Raw genomic sequence first — 23,084 nt, 5'->3', positions numbered from 1 at the left:
TCAGTCCTCGACTCTAAACGGTGCAGGCTTAAGAGAATAATTGACTGTGGTTGCTTGATTATTCAGCAGCAACTCATCGTTATCGTGCAGAGGATGAGATTTATCCTGCCGAAGCTTTGATCTCTCATTTAATGCGCGAGCTTTCTTTGTATTGGATTCCGCAGTGGAGACTAATGTGCTATTTCTTTTTTTGAGCTCCAGAATTTCTGTTTGTGATACTCGCCGACCACTTCTTTCCTTAAGCAGCTTTCTGATAAATTTCAGCTCTTCTAACGATGCATCAGGCAAACTCAGGTCCGAATATGTCAACCTAATATAATGATCGGTACACGCTGGCTTAACCCAAATATGCTTTATGGAAAGAGGGTCATACCGAACAACACACTGTGTTCCGTTATTAAAGTTCTTCAGGGCGGGTTCATAATATTCGATATTGAACAGTTTTATTCCCGAGCGCGTTATCACCCTTCTTTTTAGCGGCATAAAGTCTAAAAGCAATTTTTGGCTATCTGGAATTATAGGGGGATTACTTATGCTTCCGTCACTTAACCTAAACGCTTGCTCCCACTTAAAAAGTGGTGAGCATCCTAGTTCGGAGTGGTCGGTTTTATGATAGATCTCAACCTCGCGGACAAACCATTCTCGAAATTCCGTGAAGGTCAATGCTGCGTGTTTTTCTGGATTATAATCACCCTTCTTTAAAATAGAGGACATCGTAGTCCCAGGTAGAAAATGTACTTTCCCCATCATAGTACCGATTAACCTTTCTATATGCGCGCCGTTATGAGGAACTCCTGGAGGTCGCCACGTGAGTTTAATGCCATAGATCGCACACCCGCCTTTCAAGACTGGAGATTTGAACTCTTTTGCGTTGTCTACATGGATTCGCCGTGGTAGTCCGTAGAATGGATATTCGCAGCTTTGCATCGCAATTTTTTTTAACCAATTATATTTTGGTAAAATCATGTGTGAAACACACAAAGCCACAGACATACCTGACGGATAACATAGTGTTACATGCATCCCCAAAATAACTCTAGTATGTATATCAATAGCGAGCGTGACCCAAGGTCTGCATAACGGAGTGCGAGTTTCACCATCCACGACGATACAATCAACCAAGCCATGATCAATCTGAACAATTTCCAGAGGGCGTTCTGTTAAAAGCTTTCCCCCTCTAACTTCATATTTTTGCTTGGCTTTTTTAGGACCTTGTGTTTTTGTCAATAATTCTTTGGGATTTCGAGATTTAATTCGACTGGCTATCGTTTTATTTGCCGGCGGCTTTAAATTTGCCAAGGAGCAAAGCTCGTGTACCTTTCGAATCACAACAGCCTGATTGCCTGAAACCCCCTTGTATTCAGCTGAAATTGCTTGATCAATTATTTTCTCAAAATCAACCGCAATACTTTTACTCCCTACTTTTCTTCCTTTTTTCGAATCAAGTAAACTAAGCGGACCCTGTTCGTTATTAAATCGATTAAAAATTCGATATGCGCGTGACTGATTCACATTTGGCAAGCTCGTTAGTTGCTTGATTATTTCTTTTACTTGGGCGCCGGCTTCCAACATATCTTTGATTAGGTGGAATTGCTCCACTGCCAACACACTAGCAGTCTCTTCGTACTCAATTAATTTCCCCTCGCTATCGATTGTGTGCAGCGTGTCGCTCGCCAAAGCTGTATCTTTGTCCGTATTCTTTAGCTCAAACTCTATTTCCCCAGGTGAGATTGCAAATATTGCACCGGTCGAAACTTCCTGGACTTTGACGCGACCAACGGAAAGCATCGCAAGAATCCTCACCTGCGAGCCCTTAGCAAAAACGCGCATTCCTACAGTAAGCTCAATCATCACATACGACAGCCGACGGTCGATTTTAAATGATTCTATTATAGAAAAATCAAAAATAAAATTTTTATTTTAGTGTTTAAAATCAACAAGATACTACATGTTGCTTCGCTTAGTTATATTAAACATTGTTAACTTTCCACGTGACAATCCTTGCACATTTTAAATTTCAGCGCGACCTACCGCTGCATATAGCGATAAGCAATATATAGACGGTAGAACCCATGCGTTTAGATCTTTGCTAACCCTTTAATTGAGCTATATTGACATGATCAATGTTCAATATTTTTATATTAATAAAACAGCAGACTATTTATGCGCACCTATCGCGGACTGCACTAAAATGAAAAAACTACAATCTGAACTTACTCCGCACATGTCTCCATTTACCTCTCCACAAGACAAAGCAAATAAGTGCACCATGGAAATGGCGCTGCACTTTTTTTTGGAACCTCTCGCTAAAAATAGCCGACACACAGTGCTGCATTGCTTAAGAAAAGCTGCTGATGACTTGGGATATGAAGGCACTACGCTTGATTTGGTGCCATGGGATCGAATTGGCGCCGCAGAACTTAGTCAGTTGGTTCAATGCTGGCGAGGAACTGTCTCGCACGCATCGATTCGCGTCTACATTTACGCTGTGCGCGGCATAGTCAAATCCTGCGTTAAGCATGACCTTGTCGATCGTAGTCAACTTGAGCCAATGCAGTTAATAAGGGTGCCCAAACCGCCGTGTCGAAACGGTCTCGGTCGTTACATCAACGAGAAGGAACGACGTCAGATCTTACAAAGTTGTGATTCAGATAAGCGTCATGTACTCGGAAAACGAGATAAAGCCATGTTGAGCATTCTTTTCGGTTCGGGGGCTCGTCGAACAGAAGCCACTCGTCTACAGATCCAAGAACTCAACCTTACTCAAGCGACTTTCAAAGTTGCCCTAAACAGCAATCGGTCGATTGAAAAATACCTCGCTGCGTGGGCGATTCCACCACTGCAGAGATGGATTGCCGAGCTGAAAAATCAGGGCATAACTTCAGGTTACATCCTCCGCCGCGTTAGCAAAGGAGGCAGAATATTATCGAATCTAAGCCCGAACGGATTGTGGAGGGCTCTTGGTCAGCGGTGTTCATACGCAGGTGTGCCAGCCATTAAACCCTACGATGCGCGCCAGACTTTAGGAGCGGACCTGATCAACGAACACGGTTTGATGGTAGCTAAACTTGCCTTGGGTCATAGCGATGTTACGACCACTGCTACGTACAACATGACTGATCGTGAGGATATGCAATACATTTTCAACAACAAAACAATTTGAATCGCACGCTGAAATGGATATTCTAACCATACTCACATTTTACACATCAAACCATCATGCTGTTGCAGGCTATTCGTGGGCATATTTATTATCGAGTGATAGATTTGATCTCGCGCCCTCTGGATCCGCCAAACATCTAATCGCACGATCTTGAACTTATTTTGGTAAGCTTTCATCAGAACGCCATAATTAACTCTAAAAAATAAACAATTTTAGTTTTTGATCATACTGCATCGATCTGAAGTATGTTTTTCATTTTAGAAAAACTTAGACTTGTAGGTTAGGGCAAGGAATTTAATTGCGTAAAAAATGCATTCTGGTATTTAATAGGGGAAAAAATTCACTTTTGGCTCAGGAACGGCATGTGATTAAAAAAAAGAATGTGTTAATTCAACGTATTGCGTCATTTCTCAAAAAAAAAATCGCGACAGGAATTAAACCTCGAGCACGGCTTCTGCCGCCGCAGTCCTTGAGCCCGGTAACCTCCTGAAATGCCGCATGCTCAATCTTCCTCTCGCGTCATCTTTTCAATCAGGGTTCGATGTTGAGGAAACTGCGTCGTGAGTTTCTCGCGATTGCCCATTTCCATATCGCCGAAACTAAATCCTGGTGAAACGGCTTCGCTGATCAAACCAAATCCTTGTGAACCCTCAAGCAAGCGTGAAGCTTTCCAAATGCCACCCGGTACCTGCAACTGCAGATGTTGTCCTGCCAAAATATCGCTACCCATTACCAGGGTTTGCAATGAACCGTCAGCGAGGATCATGCTGTATTCGATGGCGTCGCCCAGATGAAAGTAATGCAGGATGTCGGACTGGTTGAAATGAAACTGGCCCACGGGTGATTGTTCGGTCAGCAAATAGTAGATCGACGTCATCAGATATCGTGGGCCGCCAGCGGTATCAAGCATTTCGCGATGGTCGGCTTGATAGGTTCTGCGAAAATAGCCGCCTTCAACGTGGGGCTCTAGATCCAGTGCGGTAATGAGCTCATCAACTTCTATATCGCGCTGAATCATGACCTTCCCTCTTGATTGATGACTTATTCCTGTTAGCTCTACTAAACGACCATTTAATATAGTTAACGTCATATCGACGACATTTGAAGACGTTTAGCGTCGTTGCCAAAAAGAAGATGCAACCGCCCTTCACGCCTCACCGTCAAAAATCGACTGTAGCTGACAACAGATAGGTCCGCGGCGTCGACAGCGTCAAACCCGGCTCGCTATCGTCCGACGCGCCCGCCGAACTCCAATAGCGTTCATCCATCACGTTCTCGATGTTGGCACGCAAGGTAATGTTTTTGTGATCGACTTTAAACGCGTAACGCGTGCCTACGTCGAAGCGCTCCCAAGAGTCGATTTCCTTCTCGTTGGATTGATCCAGGTACTGCGAACTGGAATAGATTCCGCGCCCGGTCAGCGTCAACCCCTGCACAGTCGGCACGTCCCATTCAGCCCCCAGGTTGACGTTGTATTTCGGCGTTGCCGGCGCGCGGTTGCCGTCGAAAGTGCCGTTGGTGGTGTGAGTCAACTCGCTGTCGATGTACATCACACCGCCGAGCAGTCGGAAACCTTTTAGCGGCTCGCCAAACATGCTCAGCTCTACCCCGTTGTTCTGCCGTTTACCGTTCGGACCGAACACCCGCGTCGTGGCGTTGGTTTCGTAGGCGGGTTGTTTGATCCGGAACACCGCAGCGGTGAATGCGTACGCGCCGGCGTCGTATTTGGCGCCCACCTCGACCTGACGACTGATGAACGGCGGGAAGATTTCATCCTCGTTCACCGAGGTCGAAGGCGCGATCTTGCCCTGACTCAGGCCTTCCATGTAATTGGCGTACAGCGACAACTTGTCGGTCGCCTTGAACAGAATGCCGCCCGACGGCGAAATCTTTTCCTCGTCGTAAGCGGTGTCGCCCTTCACGTCATCGCTCCAGTCGTCGACCTTGACCCGCTGCCAGCGCGCGCCGAGGGTCAGCAACAGGCGATCATCAAAGAAGCCCAGCGTGTCGGACAACGCCACGCCGCTGAAGCGGTTTTCGGTATAGACCTTGGCATCTTGACGCGTCGGCGTACCGGGCTTGGCAGTGGTCACCGGGTCGTAAAGGTTGCTGCGTCCTGCCGCATAGCGGGCGCCGCCGTTCTCGAAGTCCATGTAGAAATAGCTGGCCGCCAGGTTGACTTCATGGCTGACCGGGCCGGTATGGAACCAGTTGCGTACGCCCGCCGTGGCTGTACGAACGTTCTCGTCGCGGGTGAAATCCCGTGGCTGCACGCTGAAATCGCCAGCGTCATTGGTGACGGAAACGGCATGGCGCAGGAAGTCATGGTTGCTTTTGCGTGCGCCGACACCGCCGTACACCATGACCGAATCGCTGACATCGAACTCACCGTTGACCGTGCCAAAGGTGTCCTTGGTTCGCGCCTGGCTCCAGGGCTGCGCGTAGTTGTTTCGCACGTCGTTGGCGTTTGGAACCTTTGCGTTGGCCGCCACCTGAACACGTTCTTGCGGGGCGTCAGTATCGCGCTCGGTATGACCGATGTCGGTCGACAGGCGCAAACGATCGCCACGAAAGTCCAGGCCCAGCACGGCCATATCGCGATCGACACTCTGGTGATCCCATTCAGTATCGCCAGACTGTTTGACGCCGTTGAAACGCAGGCCGAATTGGTTGTCTTCACCGAAACGTCGGCCGACGTCCACTGCCCCCCCAAGCTGATTGTTGGAGGCGTAACTGGTGGTCAATGAAGTGATGGGCTTGTCGGTCGCGTGCTTGGGCACCACGTTGATCCCGCCGCCCACACTGCCCCGAGGTGAGATGCCGTTGATCAGTTGGCTCGGGCCTTTGATGATGTCGACGCGATCGGCCATTTCCATGTCGATCGTGTACGTTGGCAACACGCCGTAGAGCCCGTTATAGGCAACGTCACTGTTGAACAGACTGAAGCCGCGGATGGTGAATTGCTCGTAACGCCCCCCTGCCGGGTTGGTCGCGCGCACCGAAGGATCACTGGCGATCAGATCCCCCAGGGTCCGGGCCTGCTGGTTCTTGACCGCCTCACTGGTGTAAGTGGTCATGCTGAACGGAGTTTCCATGAAGTCCTTGGACCCCAACAGCCCTTGCGAGCCACGCCGCGCGACCTGGCCACCGGCAAACACGTCGGCATCTGACGAACCGGTGGCACCGAGAATCGAGGTCGGCGCCAGTTCGAGACTGCTGCCGTCCGCCGCCGGAACCAGGATGTAGGCATTGCCGCCCGCTGGCTGCAACTGCAAACCACTGCCCAGCAACAAACGAGTGAAGCCCTCCTCCACCCCGTATTCGCCGGACAGCCCGGCGCTGTTACGCCCACTGACCAGTGCCGGGTCCACTGACAGATTGACCCCGGCCAAACCGGCAAAGCGCGTCAACGCCGCGCTCAGATTACCGGCCGGTACCTGATAGCTGCGGCGCTCTGCGCCATCGGCCCAACTGGTCGACATCAACAACGGGCTGGCACTCAGGCTCAGCAGCAGACTCAATTGCAACAACGGACGCAAACGGCTAGGGAATACTGCGGGCATTGGAAAAAACTCTCGATTTTGTTCACTTGCCTGAAATGACCAGCGAGGCGAAAAAAAGGGACAGCCTTTAGCCAAAGTTTTTTCGCGGGACGAGAGAAACCCAGAAACGGGTGCGCATATGGACGTCGATTGGCAGACTCGCCGCCAGTAATGAAAGGACTTGATCAGTGTTGTCGAGACGGAAACTGCCGGTGATGCGCAACGACTCCAGTGCCGGATCCCAGCGCAACAGCCCGGACCGATAACGGCTCAACTCCCGCAGGAAATCCCCCAACGGTTGGTTCTGCGCCATCAACACACCTTCACGCCAGCCCGGCATCAGGGCATCGAACGCTGCGACACGCCCGGCGCCGGACGCTTGCAGACTGACCTGCTGGCCTTGATTCAGAATCAGCGCCGGCCCTTGCAGCGGCTGCAATTGCACCGCGCCACTGACCACCGAAACGCGGCATTCACGTTCGCTGAGGCGCAGGCAGACTTCACTGCGGCTGACGCTGATCCGCCCGTAAGGTGCGTTGATCATCAAGGCTGAATTGCCGGCAACCTTGAGCGCCATCTCGCCACGTACCAACGTCAATTGACGGGCGACCAGATCGATATTGACCGCGCTGTCCGTGTTCAACTCCAACGAACTGCCATCCGCCAACTGTAATTGACTGTGTTCACCGGTGCTGGTGTGCAGATCGGCCCGCCAGGCGTCCAGCGGCAATTGCCGGCTGATCAGCCACGCCGCGGGCACCAGCACCGCCAGACCGAGTGCGCGTTTCAGCGCTGCACGACGTGCAGGATCCGGGCGATCCAGGGTGGCCATGGCCAATGCCGAAGGCAGGCCGCAAAAGCGTCGGCGCAACAGCTGAATCTTCTGCCAGGCGTTTTCATGGCGGTGATCGCTGCTGCGCCAGTGTTGCAGGCGCGTGTGATCATCCTCCGTGGCCTCGCCCGACTCCAGCAACGCCAACCATTGCGCAGCAGCGCGGGCCACTTCACGCGTTTCGTCGCTGGGGGCAACGCGCATCACAAATCCACCAGCAAACAATGCTCGTACGCCTGCGCCATGTAGCGTTTAACCGTGCGCTCAGAAACCTGCAAGCGCTCGGCAATCTCGCGATAACCCAGCCCTTCGAGCTGACTCCACAAAAATGCCCGGCGCACCGGCCGCGGCAAACCATCGAGCAACTCATCCAGCGCTTGCAGGGTTTCCAGCAGCAGCCAGCGCTGCTCTGGCGAAGGCACGCTCTCCTCCGGCAATTGCGCCAGTGCTTGCAGATAGGCTTTTTCGAGTTGGCGGCGTGTGTAGAAATTGCTTAACAGGCGTTTGCCCACGGTCAGCAGATAGGCTCGTGGTTCCTGAATGTCGGCCAGGGGTTGCGCACTGGAGAGCACGCGCATGAAGGTGTCCTGACTCAGATCCGCCGCATCCCAGGCGTTGCCCATGCGGCGACGCAGCCAGGTTTCCAGCCAGCCACGGTGATCCCGGTAAAGGTCGTGCAGGTTCTGCTCCGAGGGCGCTGCTGCTTCAATCATCTCAAGAGACCCTGCGCGAAGTTAGATTCAAATGAGACTGATTCTAATTAACTTCACGGATGAGACAAAGGTCTTTTTACGGGTCAGGCCATGTGTGAACGCTTGAGGGTCTCGCTCGGCAACTCTTTGAACAACGCTCGGTAGCTGCTGGAAAACCGCCCCAAGTGCCAAAACGACCAATGCATCGCAACCTCGGCCACCGTGGTTTCCGTGGGCCTGCGCTTGAGCAACTCGCGGTGCGCACTGTTCAACCGGCGCAGTCGCAACCAATGGCTCGGCGTCATCCCGGTGAAGTGCTTGAAGGCTTGCTGCAACTGCCGCAGCGGAACACCCGCCACGTGCGAAAGCTCCAGCAGATTCAGCGTCTCTTCAGGTGAATCTGCCGCCCATTCGCCGATGCGCTTCATGATCATTCGCTCCTCGGTCCGGCGCTGCAAGCCGCCGCGATCCAGATGCACCCGCGCGTTATCGAGGATGAACAGACAGTCTTCCAGCAACTGTTGAGTCAGCGCCTCTTTTTCAATCAGATCAATCGGTTGCGTCAACTTCGTGAGAATCGAGCTTAACCAGCGACTGAACAAGGCGTTCTGCCCGCCATTGAGCGGCGCCATGAACAGACCTTCGAGTTTGGCCACGTCCAGACCGTGCTGACGGACGAATTCGGGGCCGAACACTACAGCAATTTCCTGGTAGTTCTCCGGGGTGATCCAGATGTTGCGGCTCTCTTCATTGAGCAGATACAGCGCGTTGTCACTGCGATCAAAACAGAACGCCAAAGCACCCGATGGCGCGCTGAAATTTTGCTCGACCCGGGTGTTCATCTGCTCTTCGTAAACCTCGACACCCTGCAGATCCAGATAGCGAATCTGTCCGGCGAAATGGCCTGGCGACATCTGTTGGTAATGCTGAACCCAGCCCGGCGTGGCGCGGACTTGCTCGGCCACATCGGCGGTATTGAACGCTTGAACCTGAAGCGAGTTGCACGTTGTCATGGGGTGACCTTGCGCACTCTTTTGGTGCGCTTTGGTGTGTTTAAAGTGGATAGATGGAACCGCAAGGCTCGCCCAAGATAGTCGTCAACGCGCTACAGGGGAAGGGGCGGAAGATGAAACCCGCCCTCCCCGGCGTCAATAAAACCAATAACGAGGTCTTTATGAATGCCCCTTTCGATCAGCTGTTCACTTGGCTGAAAGATCACAAGATTACCGAAGTTGAATGTGTGGTCAGCGACCTGACCGGCATTGCCCGCGGCAAAATCGCACCGACCAACAAGTTCCTGCATGAGCGAGGCATGCGCCTGCCGGAAAGTGTGCTGCTGCAAACGGTAACCGGGGACTTTGTCGACGACGACATCTACTACGACCTGCTCGACCCGGCCGACATCGACATGGTCTGCAAGCCTGTGGCGGATGCGGTCTATGTGATTCCTTGGGCGATCGAGCCGACCGCCATCGTCATCCACGACACTTTCGACAAATTCGGCAACCCGATCGAACTGTCGCCACGCAACGTGTTGAAGAAAGTCTTGCAGCTGTACACCGATAAAGGCTGGAAACCGATTGTTGCGCCGGAAATGGAGTTCTACCTGACTCAGCGCTGCGAAGACCCGGACCTGCCGCTCAAGGCGCCACTGGGCCGCTCGGGTCGTGCTGAAAGTGGTCGGCAATCGTTCTCCATCGATGCCGCCAACGAATTCGATCCGCTGTTCGAAGACGTCTATGACTGGTGCGAACTGCAAGGCCTGGACCTCGACACACTGATCCACGAGGACGGCCCGACGCAGATGGAAATCAACTTCCGTCACGGCGATGCTCTGGATCTGGCCGACCAGATCACCGTGTTCAAACGCACCATGCGTGAGGCAGCGCTCAAGCACAACGTCGCGGCGACGTTCATGGCCAAGCCGGTTGGCGACGAGCCGGGCAGCGCCATGCACATTCACCAGAGCGTGGTGGACATCGCCACCGGCAAACCTGTCTTCGCCACCGCTGACGGGCAGATGAGCGAGCTGTTCCTGCATTACATCGGCGGTTTGCAGAAGTACATCCCCAAAGTCCTGCCGATGTTTGCGCCCAACGTCAACTCGTTCCGCCGCTTCCTGCCGGACACCTCGGCGCCAGTGAACGTCGAATGGGGCGAAGAAAACCGCACCGTCGGCTTGCGCGTGCCGACGTCCAGCCCTGAGGCAATGCGCGTGGAAAACCGCTTGCCGGGCGCCGATGCCAACCCGTACCTGGCGATTGCCGCGAGTCTGCTCTGCGGTTACCTCGGCATGGTCGAGAAAATCGAGCCAAGCGCGGGCGTCGAAGGTCGTGCTTACGAGCGCCGCAACCTGCGCCTGCCGATCACCATCGAAGAAGCGCTGACGCAAATGGAAGAATGCGCCACCGTCGCCGAGTACCTGGGCAGCAAGTTCGTCCGGGGTTATGTCGCGGTGAAACGTGCCGAGCATGAAAACTTCAAGCGTGTGATCAGCTCGTGGGAACGCGAGTTCCTGATGATGAGCGTTTAAGTAACACCACCTGACCCTGTGGGAGCGGGCTTGCCCGCGATGGCTTTGGCACATCCAACAATGTTGCTGAAGCCACCACCCTCATCGCGGGCAAGCCCGCTCCCACAGGGAACCAAACAAATCCAAGAAGAGGTGTCGATATGCGTCTATTGAAATCCCTGATCCCGCTCAGCCTGAGCGTTCTGTTCAGCGCCGTAGCCCACGCCCAGCCACAGGTCAGCGTGTACAACTGGACCGACTACATCGGTGAAACCACCCTCGCCGACTTCCAGAACCAGAGCGGGATCAAGGTGATCTACGACGTTTTCGACTCCAACGAAACCCTCGAAGGCAAGCTCCTTGCCGGCCGCACCGGCTATGACGTGGTGGTGCCGTCCAACCACTTTCTCGCCCGCCAGGTAAAAGCCGGGGCGTTCCTCAAACTGGACCGCGCGCAACTGCCCAACTGGAAAAACCTCGACCCGAAACTGCTCGAACTGTTGGAGAAAAACGACCCGGGCAACGAGCATTCAGTGCCGTACCTGTGGGGCACCAACGGCATCGGCTACAACGTCGACAAGGTCAAACAAGTGCTGGGCATCGATCGCATCGATTCGTGGGCGGTGCTGTTTGAACCGGAAAACCTGAAGAAGCTCAGCCAGTGCGGCGTGTCGATGATGGACTCTGCCGACGAAGTCTTCCCGGCCATCCTCAACTACATGGGCCTGGATCCGCGCAGCGAGAATCCCGAAGACTATAAGAAAGCCGAAGCCAAACTGCTGAGCATTCGCCCGTACATCACCTACTTCCATTCGTCCAAGTACGTGTCGGACCTGGCCAATGGCGATATCTGCGTGGCCTTCGGTTATTCCGGCGACGTGTTCCAGGCGGCCAATCGCGCCAAGGAAGCCAACAACGGCGTGAACATTGCCTACGCGATCCCGAAAGAAGGCGCCAACCTGTGGTTCGACCTGCTGGCGATTCCGGCCGACGCCGGCAATACCAAAGAAGCTCACGCGTTCATCAATTACCTGCTCGATCCGCAAGTGATCGCCAAGGTCAGCGGTTCGGTCGGTTATGCCAACCCGAACCCGGCCGCCAAGCAGTACATGGATCAGGAACTGGTCAATAACCCTGAGGTTTATCCGTCTCAAGCGGTGCTCGACAAGCTCTACATCTCCTCTACCCCGCCCCAGGCAATCATGCGTTTGATGACGCGTTCCTGGAGCAAAGTGAAGTCGAACAAATGAATCAGTACACCCAAGAACACGCCCGCTCCTACTACGCAGCCTCGGCTCGGGCGACCAGACCCTACCCTGTCCTGGACGGTGATCTGAGCGTTGATGTCTGCGTGATCGGCGGCGGGTTCACTGGGGTCAACACCGCCATCGAGCTGGCTCAGCGCGGGCTGTCGGTGGTGTTGATCGAGGCGCGGCGGATTGGCTGGGGCGCCAGCGGCCGCAATGGCGGTCAATTGATCCGCGGGATTGGCCACGAGGTCGAAGGTTTCGCCAAGTACGTGGGTCAGGAAGGTGTGCGCTATTTGCAGCGTGCCGGGATCGATTCGGTGGACCTGGTGCGCCAGCGCATTACGGACAATGGCATCGAATGCGATATGCGTTGGGGCTTCTGTGAGCTGGCGAACACGCCGACGCAATTTGCCGCGTTCAAGGAAGAACAAGTCAGCCTCGCCGAACTCGGCTACGCCCATGAAACCCGTCTGGTCGGGCCCGAGCAGATTCGCCAGCAAGTGGTGAATGCCGAGGGTTATGCGGGCGGTCTGATCGACATGGGCTCGGGGCACCTGCATCCCTTGGATCTGGTGCAAGGTGAAGCGCGACTGGCGGCCTCACTTGGCGTGAAAATATTCGAGCAGAGCCCGGTACTGGAAATCATCCATGGCACGACGGCTCAGGTGCGTTGCGCCACGGGCACCGTGCGTGCCGGCAGCCTGGTGCTCGGTTGCAACGCGCATCTGGATGAGCTCGAACCTCAGCTGAGCGGCAAAGTGTTGCCCGCCGGTAGCTACATCATTGCCACCGAGCCGTTGTCCGAAGCACGCGCCGCGCAACTGATCCCGCACAATCTGGCCCTGTGTGATCAGAAGGTCGGACTCGATTACTACCGGCTCTCGGCGGATCGGCGCTTGTTGTTCGGCGGTGCCTGCCATTACTCCGGGCGAGATCCGGCAGACATCGCCGCCTACATGCGCCCGAAGATGCTCAAGGTCTTCCCGCAACTGGCCGACGTGCGCATTGATTATCAGTGGGGCGGCAAGATCGGCATCACTGCCAACCGTTTTCCTCAGGTCGGGCGCCTTGAACAGCACCCGAACGTGTTCTACGCCCAGGGTTACTCCGGTCATGGCCTGAACGTGACTCACTGGTGCGCAAAACTGCTCGGCGAGGCGATTCATGCCGGCCACAGTCAGGGCATGGACGTGTTCAGCGGCGTGCCGCACATGACCTTCCCCGGCGGCCCGGCCCTGCGTTCGCCCCTGCTGGCACTGGGCATGTTCTGGTATCGCCTGCGTGAACTCATGGGCTGATCCTGAATGATCGGTTCCACGCAGCGCCCGGGATCGATCATTCCAGGGCCGACCCGCTAGCCATATTTGCTCTATCGCCAAGCACTTCTATATTGATGAAGTGCTTTTGCGTTCCTGACGCTCAGTGCCCAATTATCAGAGGAGGACACGGATGAAGTCGTCAGCCACCAGCGAGCCGCCAGCACCAGGCCAAGCGCCCATAAAAACCCGACGCTTCAGCCTATCGCTGGTATGGATCGTGCCGATTATCGCGGTGCTGGTGGGCATTTCGCTGGTGGTGCACAACCTGATGCAGGAAGGGCCGACCATCACCGTCAACTTCAAGACCGGCAGCGGTCTGGTGGCGAACAAAACCGAAGTCAAATACCGCAACGTGGTCATCGGCCAGGTCACCGATGTCGAGTTGAGCGATGACCAGAAAAGCGTCAACGCCACCATCAAACTGGCCAAGCAGGCCGAAAGCTTTACCCGCGAAGACTCGCAGTACTGGGTGGTACGCCCACGCATCGGCGCGGGCGGCGTGTCCGGTATCGACACTCTGCTCTCCGGCGACTATATCGGCGCCGATATCGGCCAGGCCAATAACCGCGCCAAACGGTTCAAGGGTTTGGAGAACCCGCCGCCGATCACCTATGGCGAACCGGGCAAGCGCTTCATGCTGCACACTCAGGATCTCGGCTCGCTGGACATCGGTTCGCCGGTTTACTACCGCAAGATCCCGGTCGGCCAGGTCGTCACCTACGCCTTGGCGCCGGACGGCAAGGGCGTCGATATCGAAGTGTTCATTCATTCGCCCAACGATGCCTTCGTCACGGAAAACACCCGGTTCTGGAACGCCAGCGGTATAGACGTCAGCGTTGGCGCCAACGGTTTTCAGGTCAAGACCGAGTCGTTGTCGTCGATGCTGGTCGGCGGCATCGCCTTCCGTGCGCCGGATTACAGTCCCAACGATGTGGCAGCGGCCGATGACAAAGACTTCGAGCTGTTCGAAGATCAGGTGACCGCCCTCGCCCCGCCCAACGGCAAGGCGCAATACCTGAGCTTGCGCTTCGACCAGGCCCTGCGCGGGCTGAAAGTGGGTGCACCGGTCGAGTTCCTCGGCATGGAGATAGGCCGCGTGGTAGGCATCAATCTGGATTTCGACGCAAACAAACGCAGCTTCCCGCTGAACGTCGGCATCGTCATTTACCCGCAACGCCTCGGTCAGGCCTACGGCAAAATGCTCAAGGCGTTCAAGCATGACCCCAACGACGAAGCCGCCGGCATACGCCTGATGGGCACCTTCATCGACAACGGCCTGCGCGCACAGGCCCGCAGCGGCAACCTGCTGACGGGCCAACTGTACGTGGCGCTGGACTTCTTCCCTAAAGCCGAAAAAGTCGCCTTCGATCCCACGGCGCGTCCCGTGGTCATACCAACGGTGCCAGGCAGCCTCGAACAGTTGCAGGAAAAACTCGAAGCGATGGTCGACAAAATCAACAAACTGCCGGTGGAACGGATCGCCAGTAACCTCGACGGTAACCTGGTCGAGTTGCGCAAAGGCCTGACCCAGTTCAACGCGAAAACCTTGCCGGGCGTACAGAGCACCCTCGCCGATGTCAGCAAAACCCTGCAGTCTGCCAACTCCACGCTGGCCGATGATTCACCGCAGCGGGAAAAAATCAATGAGACCCTCGACGAGCTATCTCGCATGTCGCGCTCCCTGCGTGAGTTCTCGGATTACCTGGGTCGTCATCCGGAATCGTTGATTCGCGGTCGTCCCGAAAACGCCGGGCCGATGGACCTGAAAGGACCGCCACGTAATTGAGCACAGGAGCTGAACCATGGCTTTACCGATGAAGATCACCGTGCTCGTCGCATTTCTGCTGCTGGGTGCTTGTCGCAGCGATCCGATCAGCTTTCACACGCTGGTGCCGGCACAACCGGGTTCTGGCCGCAGTGGATCAGAAATCGCCATTGAAGGCATCACCGTGCCACCGCAGGTCGATCGCGCGCAAATCGTCATCCGCCAGGGCACCAGTGGCCTGGCGATACTGGAGACTGACTGGTGGGGCGCGACGCTCGCGGATGAATTGCGCAGTGCCTTGGTCGACCAGTTGAGCAGTGCCAGCGGCCAGCAGAAACTCTCGGTGCGCGTCGACGTGCAGCGCTTCGATTCGATCCCCGGCCAGTACGGTTTGATCGACGTCAAATGGCGTTTGCGGTCACTCGGCGCAGCTGACAGCGCCCTGCTGACCTGCCGCTCCGTCCTGCAAACGCCGTCCGGGCCAGGCATCGACGAACTGGTGACGGCGCAGCAAAACAACGTCAAACGGCTTGCCGCGCAAATCACTCAAGCCGCCAGTGGGTCGCGCGGCTGCCCACCCGCCTCCTGATCAGAGATCGAAGCGATCCACCGCCCGCCGCCGCTCGTTGTCGTCACGCACATCGTAGTTGGCGGTGGTCTGGATGTTGCTGTGATGCGCCAGCTTCTGCGCAATCGACAGATCATGTTCTTCGATCACCCGGGTGATGAACGAACGCCGGAAATCGTGGGGCATGATCTTTACCCCGACCTGTGTACCGCGCTGGCGGGCGATGTAATAGATCGCGTGTTTGGTGATGCGTTCGCGGGTGATGTGGCTGCCACGGCGGATGCGATTGAACAGAAACCCGTCATCGCTTTCACCTTCCTTGAGCTGTGAGCGACGCAGTTCCAGCCACGCATCGAGCTTTGCGAACGCCCACGCCGGAGCGTACTTGATCAGTTGTTTGTTGCCTTTGCCGATGACGGTCAGGCTGCGCTCAGTGAAATCGACCTGATTCAAATCCAGATCCACCGATTCGGATTTGCGCATGCCGGTGCCGTACAGCAGCGCAATCACTGCGGCGTCACGCAGCCCCTGCGGACGCGGATCAGCGGCGCAGACTTCCATCAATTCATGAATCAGCGTGCGCTTGAGGTTGCGGCCCTGCGACAACCGCGTGCCGGCGATGCCTTTGACCGAACGCATCTTCAACAGGTGATCCTGGCTGATCAGGCTCATGCGCCAGGCTTCGTTCATCACCCCGCGCACCGCATTCACGTAAAGCGACGAGGTATTGGGCGCATAACCGTCGGCGCGCAAGGCGGCGACCAGGGCCACGACATCCTCAGGTTGCAACGCGTGCCAGGGGATTTCCTCGATGTCCATTTCGGCAAAACCGAGGCGGTCGGCGGCGTCCTGCAGTACGTAGCGCATGGTCAACTGGCTGGAGGGCGCCAGCCGTGCCAGATAAAGCGTTAGCGGATTGGTGGTGGACGGTATGGATTCGGTACTCGACAAGTCAATCAAACGAAACGGCCTTGAATGGAAAACAGTTCATTACAACATGACAAAAGACGGCAAAACCTGAATGCAACCGGTTGCCGGAAAAGCCTCACAACCTGCCGGCCAAGGGCTTAAAAGTCAATCATGCATTCCCCGGCCGGTAACCCAAGCTCTTGAAATTCCGTGTTTTTCAGACAACCGGGCGGACGTTGCAAGCGCGATAGACGAATTGAAACATGCCCTTGCCTACCCTGACCGCGGTCAACAACAGATCAACACTCATCTGGCTCGTGCGTCCGCATTCAGGAGTGCTTCATGAAAATCACGGTATTTGGCAGCGGTTACGTCGGTCTGGTGCAAGCGGCTGTGCTGGCCGAAGTCGGGCATGACGTGGTGTGTATGGATGTCGACCAGAACAAGGTCAACTTGCTGAGTCAGGGCCACGTCAGCATTTTCGAACCGGGGCTGGCCAGCCTGGTGCGCGAGGGTCTGGATTCGAAACGCCTGTTGTTCACCACCGACGAAAAAATCGCCGTGCAGCACGGCCGGGTGGCGTTCATTGCGGTGGGTACGCCGTCGCGTGACGATGGCTCGGCGGATCTGCGTTATGTGCTTTCGGTCGGCGACGCCATTGCGAGGCACCGTGAGCAACCGCTGATCCTGGTGGAGAAATCCACGGTGCCGGTGGGCACGGGCGACACCTTGCGCACGCACATCGAAAAGGCCTTGATCAAGGTGGGTCGGTTGCTGCATTTCGATATCGTCTCCAACCCGGAATTTCTCAAGGAAGGCTCAGCCGTCGCCGACTGCCGCCGCCCGGATCGTATCGTCATCGGCTGCGAGGGCGATGAGGTGCGTGATGTGATGCGCGATCTGTACGCGCCGTTCAATCGCAACCATGACCGCATCATGTTCATGGACCTGCGCAGCGCCGAACTGACCAAATACGCCGCCAACTGCATGCTCGCGACCAAAATCAGCTTCATCAACCAGATCGCCGAGCTGGCCGAACACCTGGGTGCCGACATCGAATCGGTGCGCCAAGGCATCGGCGCCGACACGCGCATCGGCTATCACTTCATCTACCCGGGTTGTGGTTATGGCGGTTCGTGCTTTCCCAAGGACATGCGCGCCTTGATCCACAGTGCCGAACAGGCGCACTGCTCCAGCGATTTGCTGCAAGCGGTTGAAGCGATCAATCAGCGGCAGAAACACAAACTGTTCGAGCGCATCAACGCGTTCTACCGAGGCGAACTGCGCGGCAAGACTTTCGCGCTGTGGGGCCTGGCCTTCAAACCCAATACCGACGACATGCGCGACGCCCCGAGTCGGGTTTTGCTGGAGCAACTGTGGGCCGCTGGCGCCAGCGTGCGCGCCTTCGATCCCGAAGCCATGCAGCAAACCCAGAGCCTCTACCCCAATGAATCGAAACTGCTGCTGATGGGCACCCCGGAATCGGTACTGCCCGACGCGGACGCATTGATCATCTGCACCGAATGGCAACAGTTCAAGGCGCCGGATTTCGACTTGATCAAGCAGCGCCTCAACACCCCGGTGATTTTCGACGGTCGCAACCTGTACGACGCTGAGCGGTTGGCGCGCAACGGCTTCCAGTACTTCCCGATGGGTCGTGGGGAATTGCGCAAACTGCCGATCCCGCTGCAGCAATGGCCGCGCGCGTCCGACGTCGCGTGATCCTGCCCACGAGGCGGCACGTAGACCCGCCCTTCGTGGGAGCGAGCTTGCTCGCTCCCACAGGGGATTTGGTTGTATCAGGTTGACCGTTGCGCGAGACCCGGTGAGGATGGCGTCGCCCGCCCGTGCATTTGAAATAAGGACATTGACCTCTTCGTGGCCGCCTACTCTCCCCTGATCCGCCGGCTGATGATCAGCTCGCTGACGGTCGTCATCAGCCGTGCCCTGATCAGCCCATTGCTGACCTTGTTCCTCAGCAACAAACTTGGCCTCAACCCACAGGACGTCGGGCTGCTGCTGGGCATTGCGGTGTTCAGCGCCACACTGCTGTCGCTGTATGGCGGCTACATCATCGATCGACTGGACAAGCGCCGGTTGCTGATCCTTACCATGCTCTCGAGCGGCATCGGCCTGATGCTGCTGACCTTCGCGCAGAATCTGTATCTGGTCACGCTGGTGCTGATCATCAGCGAAACCGCCTCGGCGCTGTTCCTGATCTGCTCCAAGGCGATCCTCAGCGAGAACCTGCCCATCGGCCAGCGGGTCAAGGCGTTTTCCCTGAACTACACGCTGACCAACATCGGTTACGCCGTCGGCCCGATGATCGGCGTGGTGATCGCAGGTATTCAGCCTGGCGCGCCGTTTATCGTCGCCGGTGCGATCGCCTGCGCCAGTGTGTTCCTGCTGCTCGGCGCCGCCAGGAAGGTGAGCCCGATAACGCCGCTCGGCCAGCCGCAAAGCTTTCTCAATACCCTGATCATCCTGAAAAACGACCGCACGATGGTCCTGTTCACCCTGGGCTGCCTGCTCAGTACGCTGGTGCACGGGCGTTTCACCTTGTACCTGTCGCAGTACCTGCTGGTGACCCACACTCAGCAACAGACGCTGGACACCATGGCCGCCCTGCTCGCCTGCAACGCGATCACAGTGATCCTGCTGCAATATCAGATCGGCCGGTTCCTCAAGCGCGAGCACCTGCGGTACTGGATTGCCGGGGGCACCGCGCTGTTCATCGTCGGGCTGATCGGCTTCAGTGTCGCCGACAGCCTCGTCGGCTGGTGCGTGGCGATGTTCATCTTCACTCTGGGCGAGATGATCATTTACCCGGCGGATTTCCTCTTCGTCGACACCCTGGCCCCGGAAGAACTGCGTGGCAGCTACTACGGCGCACAAAATCTGGCGGCACTGGGCGGTGCTTTAAGCCCGGCAATGTGCGGGTTCCTGCTGATGCACACACCGGCACCGAGCATGTTTTACGCCCTCAGTGGTCTCGCGGCGCTGGGCGGCTATCTGTGTTTTGTCAGTGGACGCAGGGCTGCTTCAGTTCAGAAATAATGCACTCAAACTGCATTAATATGAATTTGTAAGCATCGAGATTGATCGGCACACTGTGCGCGTTCCTCCCCCAATGTTGGAACACTTCGAGGGCTTTCCGGATTTGCCGGACAAGTCCTTTTTTTTGCCCGGATTTTTGCAAGGATCGGTTTTACATGCTCGCTCGCTGGTTACCCGCCGCCATCAACACCCGCCCGACTGAATGGAGCCGCGCCGCTATCGGCATGGCACTGGGCACGCTGTTCAGCGTGTGGTTGTGCGCCCAGGTATTCGGTCATGAAGTGGCCTATCACCTGATCGGCCCGTTGGGCGCGTCGGCGGTGCTGCTCTTCGCCGTATCGTCCGGCGCCCTCGCCCAGCCCTGGTCGATTCTGGGCGGTTATCTGTGCGCCGGCGTCGTCGCCTTGCTGGTCGCCCATGTGCTCGGCCGAACACTCGGCAGCGCGTGTCTGGCGGCGGGCATGGCGTTGATTCTGATGTGCTGGTTGCGTTGCCTGCACCCACCGGCCGGCGCGTTGGCGTTGACGTTGGTGCTGGCCGATCCCGCGACCATCGCCCTGGACTGGAAAGCCATCGAGCCAGTGATGCTGGGGGCTGCGTGCATGTTGGCCAGTGCCTTGGCCTACAACAACCTGACGCGCATTCGTTACCCAAAGCGCCCCGCCGAACCTGCGCCCGTGGTGGCCCCGGTCGACAGCCAGGCGATCACGGCTGAAGACCTGAAACTGGCGCTCGCCGACATGGAGGCGTTCATCGACATCACGCCTGAAGACCTGGAGCAATTGATCCACGCCAGTGAACTGCATGCCAAGCGGCGCAGCATTGGTGAAGTTTTCACCCGCCCGTCCTGAATCCCCACACTTCTGTGTAGGCGCTGCCGAAGGCTCCTACACTGTCATTGCATTCCATCACCTGATGTAAAAACGCACACAGCCCCTGCAGATATCCTCGTTGTACAGGGCAAATTTGCACTGTTACGATCCGTTAACGCTCGCGCGCGAGCTTCTCGAATAAAGACAATAAAAGCAGGGAGTTAGTGATGACTGCTCAGGCTTCATCCCCGCGGACTCTGTCCATGGATGCCACGCAAAACGAAGTGCTGGCCGAGGTTCGCAACCACATCGGTCACCTGACCCTCAACCGCCCTACCGGCCTCAACGCCATTACCCTCGACATGGTTCGCCTGCTGCAACAGCGGCTCGACGCCTGGGCGAGCGACGATGATGTGCACGCCGTTGTCCTGCGCGGTGCCGGTGACAAAGCCTTCTGCGCCGGGGGCGACATACGCTCGCTTTACGACAGTTACCAGCGCGGCGACACGCTGCACGAAGATTTTTTCGTCGAGGAATACGCCCTCGACCTGACGATTCACCATTACCGCAAACCGGTGCTGGCGCTGATGGACGGATTCGTCCTCGGTGGCGGTATGGGACTGGTGCAAGGCGCCGATCTGCGCGTGGTCACCGAGAAGAGCCGTCTGGCGATGCCGGAAGTGGCCATCGGTTATTTCCCGGACGTCGGTGGCAGCTATTTCCTGCCGCGCATTCCCGGCGAGCTGGGGATATACCTGGGCGTCAGTGGCGTGCAGATCCGCGCTGCCGACGCGCTGTATTGCGGGCTCGCCGACTGGTATCTGGACAGCAGCAAACTGGCCATCCTCGATGAAAAACTCGATCAGATGGAATGGCAGGACACACCGCTCAAGTCGCTGCAAAACCTGTTGGCCAAACACGCCGTGCAAACCCTGCCCGATGCGCCACTCGAAGCCTTGCGTCCGGCCATCGACCACTTCTTCGCGCTGCCGGACGTGCCCAGCATGGTCGAGCAACTGCGCGCCGTCACCGTTGCCAACAGCCATGAATGGGCAACCACCACCGCTGATCTGCTGGAAACCCGCTCCCCGCTGGCCATGGCCGTTACGCTGGAAATGCTCCGTCTTGGCCGGCACTTGAGCCTGGAACAGTGCTTCGCCCTCGAGCTGCATCTGGATCGTCAGTGGTTCGCCCGCGGTGACCTGATCGAAGGCGTGCGCGCCCTGCTGATCGACAAAGACAAGACACCGCGCTGGAACCCGCCGAACCTCGCCGCGCTGGACGCTGGGCATGTGGCGAGTTTCTTCCAAGGTTTTGCTGAGAGCGGGAGCTGAGCCATGCACGATCTCGAATTGACTGAAGAACAAGTGATGATCCGCGACATGGCCCGGGACTTTGCCCGCGGCGAAATCGCGCCTCATGCGCAAGCCTGGGAAAAGGCTGGCTGGATCGACGACGCCCTCGTGGCGAAAATGGGCGAGTTGGGTCTGCTGGGCATGGTCGTGCCTGAGGAATGGGGCGGCACCTACGTCGATTACGTCGCCTATGCGCTGGCCGTGGAAGAGATTTCCGCCGGTGACGGCGCGACCGGCGCGTTCATGAGCATCCACAACTCGGTGGGCTGCGGCCCGGTGATGAACTACGGCAGCGACGAGCAGAAACAGACCTGGCTGGCGGATCTGGCCAGTGGCGCGGTGATCGGCTGCTTCTGCCTGACCGAACCGCAGGCCGGTTCCGAAGCGCACAACCTGCGCACTCGCGCCGAGCTGCGCGATGGCCAGTGGGTGATCAACGGCGCCAAGCAATTTGTCAGCAACGGCAAACGGGCAAAACTGGCGATCGTGTTTGCGGTGACTGACCCGGACCTGGGCAAGAAAGGCATTTCGGCGTTTCTGGTGCCCACCGATACAACGGGGTTCATCGTCGATCGCACCGAACACAAAATGGGCATCCGCGCTTCCGACACCTGTGCGGTGACGCTGAACAACTGCAGCATTCCCGAGGCCAATCTGCTTGGCGAGCGCGGCAAAGGTCTGGCGATTGCCCTGTCCAACCTGGAAGGCGGACGCATCGGCATTGCCGCGCAAGCGTTGGGGATTGCCCGCGCGGCGTTCGAAGCGGCGTTGGCCTATTCGCGGGATCGGGTGCAGTTCGGCAAGCCGATCAACGAGCACCAGAGCATCGCCAATCTGCTGGCCGACATGCACATGCAATTGAACGCGGCGCGGCTGATGATTTTGCATGCGGCGCGTTTGCGCACGGCGGGCAAACCGTGTTTGTCAGAGGCCTCACAGGCCAAGTTGTTTGCGTCCGAGATGGCCGAGAAGGTTTGCTCGTCGGCGATTCAGATTCATGGCGGGTATGGGTATCTGGAAGACTATCCGGTCGAGAAGTATTACCGCGATGCGCGGATTACCCAGATTTATGAAGGCTCGAGCGAGATTCAGCGGATGGTGATTGCTCGGGAGTTGAAGAACTACCAGTTGTAGCGTGATGGCCCTCTTTCCCTCACCCCAGCCCTCTCCCAGAGGGAGAGGGGGCCGACCGAGGTGTCTGGCGTTATACATCGACCTGAAAGATCGGGCCGATTAGGGTTTCAACAGTGCACCTTCATCATTCTAGAAAACGATGGGTTACCAGAAGGCGATTTGCAGGCTTCTCAA

Annotated in this window: 18 protein-coding genes; 11 read left to right on the top strand and 7 right to left on the bottom strand. The window is 56.8% G+C overall.

The genetic code is table 11. From position 1 onward, the window contains the following. Entirely contained in the window at positions 1–1,851 is a 1,851-nt protein-coding gene (locus AB4P91_RS18535; RefSeq protein ID WP_313005156.1) for a transposase family protein, read from the bottom strand. A gap of 265 nt (positions 1,852–2,116) precedes the next feature. On the opposite strand from AB4P91_RS18535, the gene AB4P91_RS18530 reads away from it, so the two are divergent. Continuing rightward, a complete protein-coding gene (locus AB4P91_RS18530) occupies positions 2,117–3,163 on the top strand; it encodes a site-specific integrase (RefSeq protein WP_313005154.1) in 1,047 nt (348 codons plus the stop codon). 502 nt (positions 3,164–3,665) lie between these two features. On the opposite strand, the gene AB4P91_RS18525 is transcribed toward AB4P91_RS18530, so the two are convergent. The 5 genes from AB4P91_RS18525 to AB4P91_RS18505 form a co-directional block, all read right to left on the bottom strand. Continuing rightward, a complete protein-coding gene (locus tag AB4P91_RS18525) occupies positions 3,666–4,181 on the bottom strand; it encodes a cupin domain-containing protein (protein WP_395603389.1) in 516 nt (171 codons plus the stop codon). A gap of 142 nt (positions 4,182–4,323) precedes the next feature. After that, positions 4,324–6,726, bottom strand: a complete 2,403-nt coding sequence (locus tag AB4P91_RS18520; protein ID WP_395603388.1) for a TonB-dependent siderophore receptor — start codon at positions 6,724–6,726, stop codon at positions 4,324–4,326. Between the two features lie 67 nt (positions 6,727–6,793). Further along, on the bottom strand, positions 6,794–7,741 hold the full coding sequence (locus AB4P91_RS18515; RefSeq protein WP_395603387.1) for a FecR domain-containing protein: 948 nt from the start codon (positions 7,739–7,741) through the stop codon (positions 6,794–6,796). Then, positions 7,741–8,250, bottom strand: coding sequence for a sigma-70 family RNA polymerase sigma factor (locus AB4P91_RS18510; protein WP_042559152.1), 510 nt, complete (start codon positions 8,248–8,250; stop codon positions 7,741–7,743). Before AB4P91_RS18510 ends, AB4P91_RS18515 begins: the two co-directional genes overlap by 1 nt. Positions 8,251–8,333: 83 nt before the next feature. Beyond that, positions 8,334–9,242: a helix-turn-helix domain-containing protein gene (locus tag AB4P91_RS18505; RefSeq protein ID WP_150596394.1), complete on the bottom strand. Its 909-nt coding sequence runs from the start codon at positions 9,240–9,242 to the stop codon at positions 8,334–8,336. Positions 9,243–9,403: 161 nt separating this feature from the next. Between AB4P91_RS18505 and AB4P91_RS18500 the strand changes: the two genes are divergently transcribed. From AB4P91_RS18500 to AB4P91_RS18480, 5 genes are all read left to right on the top strand, one after another. Continuing rightward, positions 9,404–10,762 (top strand): glutamine synthetase family protein, encoded by a 1,359-nt coding sequence (locus AB4P91_RS18500; RefSeq protein ID WP_395603386.1) that lies wholly within the window; start codon positions 9,404–9,406, stop codon positions 10,760–10,762. Between the two features lie 140 nt (positions 10,763–10,902). Next, complete coding sequence (locus AB4P91_RS18495) at positions 10,903–11,991, top strand: polyamine ABC transporter substrate-binding protein (protein ID WP_150591872.1); 1,089 nt, start codon at positions 10,903–10,905, stop codon at positions 11,989–11,991. Beyond that, positions 11,988–13,289, top strand: a complete 1,302-nt coding sequence (locus AB4P91_RS18490) for an NAD(P)/FAD-dependent oxidoreductase (RefSeq protein WP_395603385.1) — start codon at positions 11,988–11,990, stop codon at positions 13,287–13,289. Before AB4P91_RS18495 ends, AB4P91_RS18490 begins: the two co-directional genes overlap by 4 nt. Before the next feature lie 151 nt (positions 13,290–13,440). Then, the gene (locus AB4P91_RS18485) at positions 13,441–15,096 is read left to right on the top strand and encodes an intermembrane transport protein PqiB (protein ID WP_150596397.1); all 1,656 of its coding nucleotides are present in this window, start codon (positions 13,441–13,443) and stop codon (positions 15,094–15,096) included. A gap of 16 nt (positions 15,097–15,112) precedes the next feature. Then, a complete protein-coding gene (locus tag AB4P91_RS18480) occupies positions 15,113–15,664 on the top strand; it encodes a membrane integrity-associated transporter subunit PqiC (RefSeq protein ID WP_395603384.1) in 552 nt (183 codons plus the stop codon). Here the strand turns inward: AB4P91_RS18480 and xerC are convergent, their stop codons facing one another. Further along, entirely contained in the window at positions 15,665–16,510 is an 846-nt protein-coding gene (xerC, locus tag AB4P91_RS18475; RefSeq protein WP_224787123.1) for a tyrosine recombinase XerC, read from the bottom strand. Positions 16,511–16,894: 384 nt separating this feature from the next. On the opposite strand from xerC, the gene AB4P91_RS18470 reads away from it, so the two are divergent. From AB4P91_RS18470 to AB4P91_RS18450, 5 genes are all read left to right on the top strand, one after another. Then, positions 16,895–18,274, top strand: a complete 1,380-nt coding sequence (locus AB4P91_RS18470) for a UDP-glucose dehydrogenase family protein (protein WP_395603383.1) — start codon at positions 16,895–16,897, stop codon at positions 18,272–18,274. A gap of 156 nt (positions 18,275–18,430) precedes the next feature. Continuing rightward, positions 18,431–19,609, top strand: a complete 1,179-nt coding sequence (locus tag AB4P91_RS18465; RefSeq protein ID WP_150596400.1) for an MFS transporter — start codon at positions 18,431–18,433, stop codon at positions 19,607–19,609. Between the two features lie 155 nt (positions 19,610–19,764). Then, entirely contained in the window at positions 19,765–20,460 is a 696-nt protein-coding gene (locus AB4P91_RS18460; RefSeq protein WP_395603382.1) for an HPP family protein, read from the top strand. A 188-nt stretch (positions 20,461–20,648) separates the two neighbouring features. Further along, complete coding sequence (locus tag AB4P91_RS18455) at positions 20,649–21,755, top strand: enoyl-CoA hydratase/isomerase family protein (protein ID WP_395603381.1); 1,107 nt, start codon at positions 20,649–20,651, stop codon at positions 21,753–21,755. A gap of 3 nt (positions 21,756–21,758) precedes the next feature. Beyond that, positions 21,759–22,910, top strand: a complete 1,152-nt coding sequence (locus AB4P91_RS18450; RefSeq protein WP_150591881.1) for an acyl-CoA dehydrogenase family protein — start codon at positions 21,759–21,761, stop codon at positions 22,908–22,910. The last annotated feature ends 174 nt before the right edge of the window (positions 22,911–23,084 follow it).

The sequence above is a fragment of the Pseudomonas sp. B21128 genome (assembly GCF_044218865.1).
Classification (GTDB): domain Bacteria; phylum Pseudomonadota; class Gammaproteobacteria; order Pseudomonadales; family Pseudomonadaceae; genus Aquipseudomonas; species Aquipseudomonas iridis.
Note: the sequence above shows the minus strand (reverse complement) of the source record. Positions and strands in the feature narration are given on the sequence as shown.

What these genes read in the sequence shown, in the direction of transcription:
- AB4P91_RS18535 (WP_313005156.1), bottom strand. Translation starts at nt 1,851, where the DNA reads ATGATTGAGCTTACTGTAGGAATGCGCGTTTTTGCTAAGGGCTCGCAG.
- AB4P91_RS18530 (WP_313005154.1), top strand. Translation starts at nt 2,117, where the DNA reads ATGATCAATGTTCAATATTTTTATATTAATAAAACAGCAGACTATTTA.
- AB4P91_RS18525 (WP_395603389.1), bottom strand. Translation starts at nt 4,181, where the DNA reads ATGATTCAGCGCGATATAGAAGTTGATGAGCTCATTACCGCACTGGAT.
- AB4P91_RS18520 (WP_395603388.1), bottom strand. Translation starts at nt 6,726, where the DNA reads ATGCCCGCAGTATTCCCTAGCCGTTTGCGTCCGTTGTTGCAATTGAGT.
- AB4P91_RS18515 (WP_395603387.1), bottom strand. Translation starts at nt 7,741, where the DNA reads ATGCGCGTTGCCCCCAGCGACGAAACGCGTGAAGTGGCCCGCGCTGCT.
- AB4P91_RS18510 (WP_042559152.1), bottom strand. Translation starts at nt 8,250, where the DNA reads ATGATTGAAGCAGCAGCGCCCTCGGAGCAGAACCTGCACGACCTTTAC.
- AB4P91_RS18505 (WP_150596394.1), bottom strand. Translation starts at nt 9,242, where the DNA reads ATGACAACGTGCAACTCGCTTCAGGTTCAAGCGTTCAATACCGCCGAT.
- AB4P91_RS18500 (WP_395603386.1), top strand. Translation starts at nt 9,404, where the DNA reads ATGAATGCCCCTTTCGATCAGCTGTTCACTTGGCTGAAAGATCACAAG.
- AB4P91_RS18495 (WP_150591872.1), top strand. Translation starts at nt 10,903, where the DNA reads ATGCGTCTATTGAAATCCCTGATCCCGCTCAGCCTGAGCGTTCTGTTC.
- AB4P91_RS18490 (WP_395603385.1), top strand. Translation starts at nt 11,988, where the DNA reads ATGAATCAGTACACCCAAGAACACGCCCGCTCCTACTACGCAGCCTCG.
- AB4P91_RS18485 (WP_150596397.1), top strand. Translation starts at nt 13,441, where the DNA reads ATGAAGTCGTCAGCCACCAGCGAGCCGCCAGCACCAGGCCAAGCGCCC.
- AB4P91_RS18480 (WP_395603384.1), top strand. Translation starts at nt 15,113, where the DNA reads ATGGCTTTACCGATGAAGATCACCGTGCTCGTCGCATTTCTGCTGCTG.
- xerC (WP_224787123.1), bottom strand. Translation starts at nt 16,510, where the DNA reads ATGCGCTACGTACTGCAGGACGCCGCCGACCGCCTCGGTTTTGCCGAA.
- AB4P91_RS18470 (WP_395603383.1), top strand. Translation starts at nt 16,895, where the DNA reads ATGAAAATCACGGTATTTGGCAGCGGTTACGTCGGTCTGGTGCAAGCG.
- AB4P91_RS18460 (WP_395603382.1), top strand. Translation starts at nt 19,765, where the DNA reads ATGCTCGCTCGCTGGTTACCCGCCGCCATCAACACCCGCCCGACTGAA.
- AB4P91_RS18455 (WP_395603381.1), top strand. Translation starts at nt 20,649, where the DNA reads ATGACTGCTCAGGCTTCATCCCCGCGGACTCTGTCCATGGATGCCACG.
- AB4P91_RS18450 (WP_150591881.1), top strand. Translation starts at nt 21,759, where the DNA reads ATGCACGATCTCGAATTGACTGAAGAACAAGTGATGATCCGCGACATG.